The organism is Weizmannia sp. FSL W8-0401, assembly GCF_038009125.1.
GTDB classification, from domain to species: domain Bacteria; phylum Bacillota; class Bacilli; order Bacillales; family Bacillaceae_C; genus Weizmannia; species Weizmannia coagulans.
The window spans coordinates 2,457,536-2,470,549 of the sequence record NZ_JBBPAG010000001.1 but is presented as its reverse complement, the minus strand read 5'-3'; the positions used below and the strand labels follow the sequence as shown (position 1 = coordinate 2,470,549).

Sequence of the window (13,014 nt, the reverse complement as noted above, 5' to 3'; positions counted from 1 at the left end):
GGAGGGAGTATATGGATACTATTATTAAAATTCTAGCTACAATTACGATAATTATTTCCTTATTGCTTTGGGTACCTAATATTGTATTTCAACAACCATCATTTTTATGGATTTTAACATTTGTTTTTTCCGGTATTGGGCTTCTTCTCGCGGTAAGTATAAAATCTAAAGTTTTAATCATAGGTAATACCATAACATTCTTTAGTTTTTTTCTAGTAATGTTTTTTGGTTATCTTTTAGATTTCTTAACAACTCAATTATTTTAGTTTTTGAGAACACACTTAAGTAGAAGTGTGTTCTTTTTGTTTTCCCTTGTTTTGGGGAGGTAGCTGGCTAGTCGTGTGGGGGCTAAACCTTTGCGATGCAAAGTGTGGGCTCTGCGAGGCTCTTTCGGCTCCGCCGAAGCACGCTAAAGCGTGCATCAAACCGTGGCTGGATTCCAATCTCATTCTTGACTTTGATTCAAGTGTCGAAACGGTTTATGGAAACCAGGAGGGAGCGAAAATCGGGGTGAACCCCCATAAGCCGGGCAGAAAAAGCTACCACCCCCTTCTCGTTTTTGAAGGAAAATCCCATCTTTGCTTAAACGGTGTGCTAAGCCCAATTTATGATTGGATTCCAATTTATAAAAGTCCGCAATTTAACTTAATATTTGTTATATGGAGCGCTATTTTGATCATAGATGGTCTGATTAGGATGTTGCCTAGACGTCAGACTTATTCACGATGAGAATTAATATTTGAATTGGCTTTATGAAATTTATGCCCCTTTTACGTTTAACCGCTATGAAGGACAAAAAAACAGGAACCGTAAGGCATAAAGCCATCCATACAACTCAACAAAAAACCCCAAGCTTTTGCTTGGGGCCATTTTTTATGCAGATGGCTGGCAGGCCGCCTTGTTTTTTTGTGAGAGATACAGGTCTATTTCTTTTGCGGCTTTTTTTCCTTCCTGCATTGCCCAGACAATTAGGCTTGCGCCGCGTTTCGCATCGCCGGCGGCAAAAATGCCTTCCCGGTTTGTCCGGAAACTTCCGGGCAAGGTTTGAATCAGCCCGTTTTGAAGTTCGATGCCGGCTGATTTGGCATCATCGACACCCTGGAATCCGATGGCGATCAGCACAAGATCCGCATCCCAGACTTGCTGTTCTGCTCCCCGATGATCCGAAAACGGCACGGTGGCGAGCCCTGTTACTTCGCCGTTATCATTACCGAGAAATGCTGTGGTTTGGATATAGTATTGCCGCGGATCTTCTCCAAACACTTTAAATGATTCTTCATATGCATAATCCAGCGTGAACAGGGAAGGGTTCACCGGCCATGGTTCGTGTTCCGGGCGTTCTTTCGGCAGTTCTCCGTGTTTTCCGAACTGTACAACGCTCTTGCACCCTTGCCGGATTGCGGTTGCCACACAGTCCGCACCGGTATCGCCGCCGCCAATGACAATCACTTTTTTCCCTTTTGCCGAAATTTGCGGTTCACCGTTTTCTCCATGGTCAAGCAGATGTTTTGTGCTGGCTTTCAAATATTTCATTGCCGGGTAGATGCCTTTTAAATCACGCCCCGGAATGTCCATGTCACGTTGTTTCTCCGCGCCGATGCAAAGCAGGACGGCGTCAAAAGCAGCCTCCAGTTCTGCAAGCGTGATGTCTTTGCCAATTTCTGTATTGGCTTTAAACGTGATCCCTTCCGCCTGCAACAGGTCCACTCTGCGCTCTACATACTGCTTTTCAATTTTCATATTCGGAATCCCGTACATGAGCAGCCCGCCAAAACGGTCTTCTTTTTCAAAGACGGTAACATCGTAGCCTGCCTGGTTTAAATCGTCAGCTGCCGTCAATCCGGCCGGCCCGCTTCCGACAACGGCTGCTTTTAAGCCGTTCCGTTTCAGCGGGATTCTCGGCTTGATCCAGCCTTCTTCCCAGGCACGGTCAATGATGGCTCTTTCAATGCTTTTAATGGTGACAGGTTCACTGACCAGCCCGGCTGTGCACGAGCCTTCGCATGGTGCCGGGCAGGCGCGCGATGTGAATTCCGGGAAATTATTGGTTAAAAGCAAACGCTGGTAGGCCTCTTCCCATTTTCCCTGGGCGGCAAGGGTGTTCCATTCCGGAATTAAATTATACAAAGGGCAGCCGCTCGTTTGCCTGCCGATCAGTTCCCCCATCTGGCAGAACGGGGTGCCGCATTCCATGCAGCGGGATGCCTGCGTTCTCAATTTTTCTTCCGGGAAAGGCTGCACATATTCTTTCCAAGTAGCCACCCGCTTTGCGGCATCCAGTTCTTTCGGTTTTTCGCGTTTCTGTTCAATAAAATCTGTCGTTCCGCGCATGTCTCACACTCCTCACAAATCACCCGGCCGCTGCCGGAGGGATATAGATGCCGTACAATTTCAGCTTTTTTCTGTTTTGGATAAAACCTGCTATTACGAAAATGGCCCGGGCAGTACAATCCGGCTTTCTTCCGGAAAATTTGCGTGCGATGCCTTTTTCTTAAAAAGCAGCCATCTTTGTGCTTCTTATCCGGCCGCTGCCGGGACATGATAGGTCTCCGTTTTTTTCGTTTCAATCCACACACAATCCTGTAAATCCATCCGGACGCTTCCTGATGGATTTACCCGTCTACTTTACTTCTGTCGGGAAAGCTTTTTCTTTTTCAATTTCCGGCAGATGCTTTCCGGATTTTTTATATTCAAAAGCGGCAAGCCTCGCTTCATCAAGCGGCATTTGCTGATCCAGAAAGTACTGGATGAGTTCCATCATCGCTTTGTATTCGCGTGGAACAATCTTGATAAACTGATGCAGGGACAGCTCCCAATTTTTCAAAATCCGTTTGGCAACAGGGCTGCCGGTGTATTGATAATGTTTCTGGATCATATGATAAAGTTCGCGCATATCTTCATCAGAATCCACACCTTCAATGCTGACAAGTTCCTGGTTGATCCGGGATAAAACTTCATCTTCGCCCATTGCGCCGGTATAAATGTAGGCAATCCCGCCGGACATCCCGGCCGCAAAGTTTTTGCCGATCGGGCCGAGCACGGCAACGCGTCCGCCGGTCATGTATTCGCAGCCGTGGTCTCCGATGCCTTCGACAACGGCATGTACGCCGCTGTTACGGACACAGAAACGCTGGCCGGCTGTTCCGCGGATATACGCTTCGCCCGATGTGGCCCCGAAAAAGGCGATGTTTCCGATGATGGCCTGTTCTTCGTGCCGGATCCATCCGGCAACCGGCTTCACAACGATTTTTCCGCCCGATAATCCCTTTCCAACATAGTCATTGGCATCTCCTTCAAGGTTCAGTGTTAGGCCTTTTGGAATAAAGGCGCCGAGGCTTTGCCCTGCTGAACCGTGCAGATGAATGTGGATAAAATCTTCCGGCAGCCCTTCGTCACCGTATGTTTTTGTAATGATATGGCCCAAAGTGGTACCGATTGCCCGGTCGGTATTGCGCACAGGCAAGGTGACCGCTGTTTGCTGCCTGTTCCGGACGGATACGGATAAATGGTCCAATTCACGGCTGTCAAAGCGTTCTTCCAGTTTATGGTTTTGCGCCGTTTTGCCTTGCACAGCAAATGGTGTATCACCCGCTTTAAACAGTAATTTATCAAAATGAAGCTGTTTCGCTTTCCAATGGTTTTTAACCTCATCTTTCACTTTCAGCAAGCCGGTTTCGCCGACAAGTTCATCAAGGCTGCGGTAGCCGCATTCAGCCAATATTTCGCGGACCTCTTCTGCGATGAACCGCATATAGTTGACAACATATTCCGGTTTGCCCATGAATTTGGCGCGCAGCTTCGGATTTTGCGTGGCCACGCCGACCGGGCATGTATCAAGATGGCAGGCGCGCATCATGATACAGCCGAGGACAACAAGCGGGGCAGTGGAAAACCCGAATTCTTCGGCGCCAAGGCAGGCGGCGATGACGACATCACGCCCGGTCATCAGTTTACCGTCTGTTTCCAGTACGACACGGTCACGCAGGCCGTTCAGCGTTAGCGTCTGATGGGTTTCTGCAAGGCCGAGTTCCCATGGCATGCCGGCATGTTTGATGCTCGTTTGCGGGCTCGCCCCGGTGCCGCCGTCATGGCCGCTGATTAAAATCGTATCGGCCAGGCCTTTCGCTACACCGGCCGCGATGGTCCCGACGCCTGACTTTGCCACCAGTTTTACCGAAATGCGGGCGCGCGGGTTGGCGCTTTTCAAATCGTAAATCAGCTGCGCCAGGTCTTCAATCGAGTATATATCATGGTGCGGAGGAGGCGAGATTAAACCGACGCCCGGAGTGGAGCCGCGGACTTCGGCAATCCACGGATAAACTTTCGAGCCCGGAAGCTGGCCGCCTTCGCCCGGTTTCGCACCCTGAGCCATTTTAATCTGGATTTCGTCCGCATCTGTTAAATACAGGCTGGTGACGCCGAAACGGCCGGATGCCACCTGTTTAATGGCGCTCCGTCTTGAATCTCCGTTCGCATCAGGCGTGTAGCGTTCTTTTTCTTCGCCGCCCTCGCCGCTGTTGCTTTTTCCACCGATGCGGTTCATCGCAATCGCGAGTGCTTCGTGCGCTTCTTTGCTTAATGCCCCGTACGACATCGCGCCGGTTTTAAACCTTTTCCAAATCGATTCGACCGGCTCCACTTCATCCAGCGGAACAGGTTTCCGGTTGCTCTCGATGGCCAGCAGGCTCCGGATCGTGGCGTACGGCCCGTGGTGGTACGTTTCCGAAAATTTGCGGTACAGTTCCTTGTTGTTCGTTCTGGCTGCCTGCTGCAAAGTGTACATCATTTGCGGGTTGAACAAATGGTATTCGCCGTCTTTCCGCCATTGCAGCTCGCTTCCCGGATCAAGCGCTTTGTTGTGCTGGAAAAGCAATTTCTGCGCTTTTTCAAAACGTTTCAATGATTCCTGGCCGATTTCCGCGAGCCCGATCCCGCCAAGCTGCGAGACGGTGCCGGTAAAATAGCGGTCGCAGACGCTTTCCGCAATGCCGAGCGCTTCAAAAGTTTGCGCCCCGCGATAGCTTTGCATCGTCGTAATCCCGACTTTCGACATGATTTTGACGACGCTTTTCTTAAGGGTGGTTAAATAGTTTTCACTTGCTTTTTTATACGGCAGATCGATATGCCCTTCGCCGATTAAATTTTGAATCGTTTCAAGTGCGAGATACGGGTGTACCGCATCGGCACCGTAGCCCAATAGAGCGGCCATATGGTGTGAATCCCGCGGTTCACCGGAATCCAGCACGATGCTTGCTTTCGGCCTTGTGCCGGAGCGGATCATATGCTGGTGCAGGGCTGAAACGGCAAGCAGGGAAGGGATCGGCACGGCACGATGGCCTTGCGCACGGTCGGAAAGAATTAAAATTTCCACACCTTCCCCGATTTTTTCGTCCGCTTCCCTGAGCAATTGTTCCAGCGCCTGGTCAAGGCTGATATCCGGCGAATGGTACGCAGGAAGAAAAGCCGTTTTCATTCCCTGGTTTAAAATGGCGTTAAATTTGGCCGTGCTTAAAAACGGGTGTTCCAGCCGGATTTTTTTATGGGCGGTATCGTCATGGCCGTCAAGCGATACTTGCGGGCCGAGCCAGGTAACCGTAGATATGACGTATGCTTCGCGAATGGAATCAATCGGGGGGTTCGTGACCTGCGAGAAGCTTTGTTTGAAATAATGGAACAAAAGCTGCGGGCGCTCCGATAAAACTGCAATCGGTGTATCGACGCCCATTGCCCCGATCGGTTCATGCTTTTCCTGCGCCATTGGCACGATGGACTTTGTGCATTCTTCATAAGTGTAGCCGAATAATGTCTGCCAATAAGCCAGTTCATTTTTTTCAAGACAGGATGCAGCCGGGATAAAGTGGCTTTCCTCCAGGTCTATCACTGAATCTTCGAGATGCTCTGCATACGGTTTTTCAAGGCTGACCTGTGCTTTTAGTTCGTCGCTCGGGATAAGGGCCCCCTTTTCAAGATCCACGAACAACAGCTGACCCGGTTTTAAATGGCGCCGTTCTTTGACGTTTTCCGGCTCCACATCGACGACGCCGACTTCAGATGCAAAAATGATTTTATCATCATGGGTAATGTAGTAACGGGCCGGGCGCAAGCCGTTTCTGTCAAGCACCGCCCCGATTTGTTTTCCGTTCGTAAACTCGAGCGCCATCGGTCCGTCCCACGGTTCCATAATCTGGCTGTGGTATTCATAAAATGATTTTAAGTAAGGCGGCAGGTCTTCGTTGTCTTCCCACGGCTCCGGCACCATCATCATGATCGCATGTGGAAGGGAGATGCCGTTTGTTGTTAAAAATTCAAGGACATTGTCAAAAATCGCCGAATCCGAACCGTTTTTGTTGATCACAGGTTGGATTTTTTTCAATGTGCCAAGGTCCAGTTCGTTTGCAAACAATTCGATTTTTGCATTGAACCAGTTGACGTTCCCTTTGATGGTGTTGATCTCTCCGTTGTGGGCGATCATCCGGTTCGGGTGGGCCCGCTCCCAGCTGGGAAACGTATTGGTGCTGAACCGCGAGTGGATCAGCGCAAGGGCCGATTGAAACCGTTCGTCCGCAAGATCAGTGTAGAACAGAGGGAGCTGTTCCGCCGAAAGCATGCCTTTATATACAATTGTCCGGTTCGAAAAACTGGCGGCATAAAAAGAGGAACCGAATTTGTTCTCAACCAGTTTCCGCAATATATAGATCTTTCTTTGAAAAACCGCTTCTTCCGTGTTATCGTTTGAAGAAGAAGAAACGAAAATCTGAACGATGTGCGGCCGCGATTCTTCCGCCTGGCGCCCAAGAACTTCCGGATTTACCGGAACTTCACGGACACCGGGCACTGAAAGGCCGAGTGATGCAGCCTGGATGCGGAATTCATTCAGAATGTCCTCCGCAGCATGCGGATCATGCGGCAGAAAAAGCATTCCCACTGCATACTCCCCTTTTTTTGGAAGGGTGAAGGAGCATACGGCCTCAAAAAACGCGTGCGGGATTTGCATTGAAATACCGGCGCCGTCGCTCGTTGTCCCGTCGGCATTTTTACCGGCGCGGTGGTCCAGCCTTCTCAGCATCTCCAAAGCAGTGGTGATGATCTTATGAGACGCGCGGCCCTTGATGTCCGCGTAAAAGCCGATGCCGCATGCATCATGTTCAAATTCAGGTCGGTAAAGTCCATAATGTTGATTATTCATTGCTTCACATTCCTTCCATCATCAGGTCGAGTCCGAAAAGTAAGATTATTTTAAATTTTACCCTCTTGTTATTCTTTCTTACAATATATAGTTAAGATGAAATTAATCTCAAATTGAGAATGGTGTGATTCGCATGGAGTTAAGACAGTTAATTTATTTTATTGAAGTCGCCAAAAGGGAGCATGTGACACACGCTGCAGATGAGCTGCATGTCGCCCAATCCGCCATCAGCCGGCAAATTTCCCTTTTGGAAGCCGAACTTGGCGTTTCCCTTTTTTGGCGTGAAGGAAGGAATGTCAGGCTGACGCCGATCGGAAAAGTTTTTTTAGAACACGCTGAAAAAGTCGTGCTCGAAATTGATAAAGCCAAGCAAAGAATGCAGGAATTCCTCGATCCGGATAACGGGACGGTCCGCCTCGGTTTTTCGACCGGGTTATCGGTCCAGACCTTTTCTTCCCTGTTGGCACAGTTTCGCGAAAAACATCCCGGCCTCGAGTACCAGTTTGTGCAAGGGACCCCCGGCTATTTGATCCGGTTGATTGAAAACGGGGAACTTGAGCTGGCGCTTGCCTCTCCTGTGCCGGATGACCATCCCGGGGTTAGCGGTGAAATTTTATACATGGAAAAGCTCATGCTGCTTTTCCGCCGCGACCACCCGCTTTCCGGGCAGGAAATGATCCGGCTCGCCCAGCTGAAAAACGAACGTTTCATTACATTCCGGGAGGGCTTTTCGATTCGTGAAATTCTGTTCTCCGCCTGCCGGAAGTCCGGTTTTGAGCCTGCGATTGCATTTGAAGGCGAGGACATGGAGACGATTAAAGGCCTTGTTGCAAGCGGAACGGGTGTTGCAATTCTGCCTGAGCCTGCGCTATTATTTAATCTGTCTGAAGAAATCGTAAAAGCGGAAATCAGCGATGTAGAACTGATGCGCCCGGTCGGCGTGATGATCCCGAAAAAAAGGGAAATGGCGGCTTCAGAAAAAGCCCTTTATGCATTTTTAACATCATTTTATGACAGGCTGAACCGGTTCCAAAGATAAGCCAGCGGAGCGCCGCGCAATCCGAATCGGTTCCGGAACAAGGGACAGCCGCGTTTCTGTAAACCGGGCTTCAGGCAGGCGTGGAAAATGCCGCATTCCAGGGTGATAAGGAGCAGGATGCATCGCGGCTTTTTGAAAAAGGGAGAGCGTTGCAAAAATCATAAAGAAAACGGAGAAGGTGGAATCATTGGCAAATAAGGTGGCACTTGTAACCGGATCAAGCAAGGGGCTGGGCCGGGCGATTGCGCTCGATCTTGCAAAGAGCGGCTATGATCTGGTCATCAATTATGCGCGCAGCCGGCCCAAAGCCGAAGAAGTGGCAGCAGAAATTGAAAAGCTGGGGCAAAAAGCGCTTCTGATCAAAGCAAATGTCGGGGACGTGAAAAAAATAAAAGAAATGTTCGCGCAAATCCGGGATACATACGGCAGGCTTGATGTGCTTGTCAATAATGCCGCTTCAGGTGTCGAGCGCCCGGCAATGGAGCTGGAAGAACGCCATTGGGACTGGACGATGAATATTAACAGCAGGGCGCTCCTGTTTTGTGCGCAGGAAGCCGCCAAACTGATGGAAGAAAACGGCGGGGGAAAAATTGTGAGCCTCAGTTCGCTCGGTTCGATCCGCTATATCGAAAATTATACGGCGGTCGGTGTGTCGAAAGCAGCGCTTGAAGCTTTAACCCGCTATTTGGCAGTTGAGCTGGCGCCGAGTATTTGTGTGAATGCAGTTTCGGGCGGCGTATTGAATACGGATGCGCTCAAGTCTTTCCCGAACCGCGAAGCACTACTGGAAGACGCGCGGAAACATACGCCGGCAGGAAGAATGGTTGAGGTCGAGGATATGGTGAACGCCGTGCGCTTTTTAATTTCAGACGAGGCGTTTATGATCCGCGGCCAGACGATCATTGTGGACGGCGGCCGCTCGCTTCTTTTAAGTTGAGCACGCCAGCTTTGAGTTCCTTTATTTTCCAGTTTTTATGGGAAGGATAAATCGTTGCGCCTCTGGTTACATTAATACCCGTGGAGGTGATAACGATGGCAAACAACAACAACTTCAATAAAGCTGCCAAAGGAAATTTTGGTTCTGAATTTGCCAGCGAAACAAATGCGCAGGAAGTAAGAAAGCAAAATGCGAAGTCTGCTTCCGGCCAAGGTTCTTTCGGTTCTGAATTCGCAAGCGAAACGAACGCACAGGAAGTAAGAAAACAAAACCAGCAATCTGAAGCGAAAAAATCGCAAAACGCCGGGCAATTCGGCCAGCAATAACCGATAGAAAGAGGTTTCCCGAACCGGGGGCCTCTTTTTTCTTTTAAGGCTTTCGGAGTTCGACAAAAGAAGTCAAAGGATTTTGCCCTTCCATCGAGAATATGTGTGAATGAAAAGTTCAATTCATCCTTTAGGGGGTAAAAAACTTTGATGGAAGAATTTAATCGGCTTGTGGCACAGCAAATGGACACGATGGATAGGCTGCTGTTTTTGCAATCGGAAATGGAGAGATGCAACGAAGTGAAAAGCGAACTGTTGAAGTTGCAGGAGGAAACAATGGCGGAAGATATCCTTGATGAAATCGGCCGGATGAATAAAGAATTGCAGGAAATTGAAAAAGTTTTTGAATCGCAGACGGTTGAACTGATCCGGGTTTATCGCAGTTCAAAAATTTGCACATAAACAATCCTATTTCAAATAGGATTGTTTAGTTTTAATCGCGTTCAGAAACCGTTATAATAGATAGAAAACAGATCGTTTGATTACATAAGTTTCATTCCGGCACATAACGGGCACAGGTTTACATATAAACAATCATGAAAGTGGGCATGAGATGATGGGAATCCCGGCAGAAGGTGATAAAATCCAAATCCAAAGTTATAAGCATAACGGCCATATTCACCGGATATGGGAAGAAACAACCGTTTTGAAGGGCACAAAAAGCCTGGTGATCGGGGGAAACAACCGGACTTTGGTAACCGAATCGGACGGAAGGACATGGATTACGAGAGAACCTGCAATCTGCTACTTTCATGCCGACCACTGGTTCAATGTTATCGGCATGATCCGTGAAGACGGCGTCTACTACTACTGCAACTTGGGGTCGCCGTTTGTTTATGACAGTGAAGCGTTAAAATATATTGATTATGATCTCGACATCAAAGTCTATCCGGATATGACGTTTACGCTGCTGGATGAGGATGAATATGAATACCACCGCAAAAAAATGGGCTATCCCGATGTCATCGACCATATTTTAAAGCGGAACGTGGACATTCTCATCCACTGGATCCGGCAGCGGAAGGGCCCGTTCAGCCCCGACTTTATTGATATTTGGTACGAACGCTATCTGACCTATTTGCGTTAAGCAAACCGCCTGTTGAACGCCAACAGGTTTTTTGTATGCGTAAATTTTGAAAAAATGAGGGAAATAAATGGTACGTTTTGTTTGCTCAGGAGGTTCAATGCATGGGTAGTGTGAAAAGATACATGAAATTTGTAAAGCCGTATTGGTTTCAAATCGTTGCGACGATCATCATCGGGATCATCAAGTTTGCGATCCCGCTTTTAATCCCGCTTTTGATTAAATATGTGATCGATGATATTATCGGCAACCACGGGCTTTCACCGGATGAGAAGCTACATAAGCTTGTTTGGGTGATGTCGGCCATGCTTGCCATTTTTGTCATCGTCCGGCCGCCCGTTGAATATTACCGGCAATATTTTGCGCAGTGGACGGCAAGCAAAATCTTGTATGATATCCGCGGCCGCTTTTTTACCCATCTTCAAAAATTAAGTTTCCGGTTTTATGCCAATACACGCGGAGGGGAAGTCATTTCCCGGGTGATGAATGATGTCGAGCAGACGAAAGATTTTGTCATTACCGGGCTGATGAACGTCTGGCTCGACATGACAACGGTCGTGATTGCAATTGTCATGATGTTTATGATGGATGCCCGGCTGACTTTGATTTCACTCGCCGTATTTCCGTTTTATATTTTTTCGGTCAAATATTTTTTCGGCAATTTGCGTTTTTTGACGAGAAAACGGTCGCAGGCGCTGGCGGAGGTGCAGGGCTATCTCCATGAGCGGGTGCAAGGCATGGCGGTTATTAAGAGTTTTGCCATTGAAGACCATGAGCAAAAGCAGTTTGACAAGCATAACCGCAATTTTCTGGAAAAAGCGCTGGCACACACGAGCTGGACGGCTAAATCGTTTGCGGTTGTGAACACCATTACCGATATTGCGCCGCTGTTAATTATTTTTGTTTCCGGCTATCTCGTAATTAAAGGCAGCCTTACCGTCGGCACGCTCGCGGCGTTTATCGCTTATATTGATAATTTGTACAGCCCGCTCAGAAGGCTCGTCAACTCCGGCACGACGCTGACGCAGGCATTCGCTTCAATGGACCGGGTGTTTGAACTGCTGGATGAAAAATATGACATTGATGACCGGCCGGGCGCGGTAGAGTGCCGGAATGTACGCGGAAATATCCGGTTTGATGGCGTCGAATTTCGGTATGATGATGAAAAAGAGCCGGTGTTAAAAAATATCAATCTTGAGATCAGGGCAGGGGAGACGGTTGCCTTTGTCGGGATGAGCGGGGGCGGCAAGTCTTCCCTTGTGAGCCTCATCCCCCGGTTTTATGATGTGACAAAAGGGGTGGTTTACCTGGACGGCCAGGATATCCGCACGTTTAAAGTACAAAGCCTGCGCGATAAAATCGGAATGGTGCTGCAGGACAATATTTTGTTCAGTGATTCGGTGAAATCCAATATTTTGCTCGGGAATCCGCAGGCGGCGGACGAGGAAGTCGTACAGGCGGCAAAAGCGGCGAACGCCCACGGCTTTATTCTGAATCTTGCCGACGGGTATGAAACAACGGTGGGCGAGCGAGGCGTTAAACTGTCCGGGGGGCAGAAGCAGCGGATTGCGATTGCGCGCGTATTTCTGAAAAACCCGCCGATTCTCATTCTCGACGAAGCGACATCCGCGCTTGATTTAGAAAGCGAGCATCTGATCCAGGAAGCCATTGAAAAACTGGCGCGCAACCGGACAACTTTAATCGTTGCCCACCGGCTGTCCACCATCACCCACGCAGACCGCATTGTCTTAATTGAAAACGGGGAGATCAAAGAAACCGGCACCCACGAACAATTAATGGAAAAACAAGGGCTCTATTACAACCTATTCCAAATCCAACAACTGGATGATTAGAAAAGCGGAGGGCGCTTGCCCGTCGGCGTATGAATTTCACAGTCCCCGAACTGAGATAAAGGAAGCACGGTGAGCCGCAGGCGAACCGATGCTGACTTATCGTAGGGGAGGGGACTGGAAATTCACTAGCCGACAGCGCCCCGCAGCTGGACAAAGAAAAGCGGAGGGCGCTTGCCCGTCGGCGTATGAATTTCATAGTCCCCGAACTGAGATAACGTGAAACTTCAAACAGCGGAGGGCCAGCCTCCGCTGTTTGTTAGTTGAACTAATCGGACATTTACGGGCAGTTGACCCCCTAGCTTATTGGGTTGTATTTTCTGTATGTCCTTTGGCGGGGGTCTTACTGCCCGTTAATGTGGGATAAAGGAAACACGATGAGCCGCAGGCGAATCGATGCCCGCTTATCGTAGGGGAGGGGACTGGAAATTCACTAGCCGACAGCGCCCGGAGCTGGACAAAGAAAAGCAGAGGGCGCTTGCCCGTCGGAGGGATCCCGTTTCAACGACGGGGTCTCCGGTTTTTTTGTCAGGAAATGAAACAAAATTTCCTTTATAAATATAATAATAAAAATATGTTGAAATATTGTTTC

The 13,014-nt window shown here is 49.0% G+C and carries 9 protein-coding genes and 1 pseudogene; 8 read left to right on the top strand and 2 right to left on the bottom strand.

Going from position 1 to position 13,014, the window contains the following annotated elements; translation table 11 throughout:
* Positions 1-11 precede the first annotated feature (11 nt).
* A complete protein-coding gene (locus tag NSU00_RS12210; protein ID WP_003352739.1) occupies positions 12-266 on the top strand; it encodes a hypothetical protein in 255 nt (84 codons plus the stop codon).
* A gap of 154 nt (positions 267-420) precedes the next feature.
* Positions 421-603 (top strand): annotated as a pseudogene (locus NSU00_RS12205) (IS1380 family transposase); the annotation flags it as partial.
* 270 nt (positions 604-873) lie between these two features.
* Here NSU00_RS12205 and NSU00_RS12200 read toward each other — a convergent pair.
* Entirely contained in the window at positions 874-2,331 is a 1,458-nt protein-coding gene (locus NSU00_RS12200) for a glutamate synthase subunit beta (RefSeq protein ID WP_340703722.1), read from the bottom strand.
* A 289-nt stretch (positions 2,332-2,620) separates the two neighbouring features.
* A complete protein-coding gene (gene gltB, locus NSU00_RS12195; protein ID WP_340702886.1) occupies positions 2,621-7,186 on the bottom strand; it encodes a glutamate synthase large subunit in 4,566 nt (1,521 codons plus the stop codon).
* 133 nt (positions 7,187-7,319) lie between these two features.
* Between gltB and NSU00_RS12190 the strand changes: the two genes are divergently transcribed.
* From NSU00_RS12190 to NSU00_RS12165, 6 genes are all read left to right on the top strand, one after another.
* Entirely contained in the window at positions 7,320-8,225 is a 906-nt protein-coding gene (locus NSU00_RS12190; RefSeq protein ID WP_206691610.1) for a LysR family transcriptional regulator, read from the top strand.
* 187 nt (positions 8,226-8,412) lie between these two features.
* Positions 8,413-9,162: an enoyl-[acyl-carrier-protein] reductase FabL gene (gene fabL / locus NSU00_RS12185; RefSeq protein ID WP_013860274.1), complete on the top strand. Its 750-nt coding sequence runs from the start codon at positions 8,413-8,415 to the stop codon at positions 9,160-9,162.
* 95 nt (positions 9,163-9,257) lie between these two features.
* Complete coding sequence (locus NSU00_RS12180; protein ID WP_017551407.1) at positions 9,258-9,488, top strand: gamma-type small acid-soluble spore protein; 231 nt, start codon at positions 9,258-9,260, stop codon at positions 9,486-9,488.
* 147 nt (positions 9,489-9,635) lie between these two features.
* Positions 9,636-9,890 carry a YgaB family protein gene (locus tag NSU00_RS12175; protein ID WP_017551406.1) on the top strand — a complete coding sequence of 85 codons (255 nt, stop codon included), beginning with the start codon at positions 9,636-9,638 and terminating at the stop codon, positions 9,888-9,890.
* 154 nt (positions 9,891-10,044) lie between these two features.
* Positions 10,045-10,575, top strand: a complete 531-nt coding sequence (gene ntdP / locus NSU00_RS12170) for a nucleoside tri-diphosphate phosphatase (RefSeq protein WP_061566747.1) — start codon at positions 10,045-10,047, stop codon at positions 10,573-10,575.
* A gap of 101 nt (positions 10,576-10,676) precedes the next feature.
* The gene (locus NSU00_RS12165; protein ID WP_265114863.1) at positions 10,677-12,425 is read left to right on the top strand and encodes an ABC transporter ATP-binding protein; all 1,749 of its coding nucleotides are present in this window, start codon (positions 10,677-10,679) and stop codon (positions 12,423-12,425) included.
* The last annotated feature ends 589 nt before the right edge of the window (positions 12,426-13,014 follow it).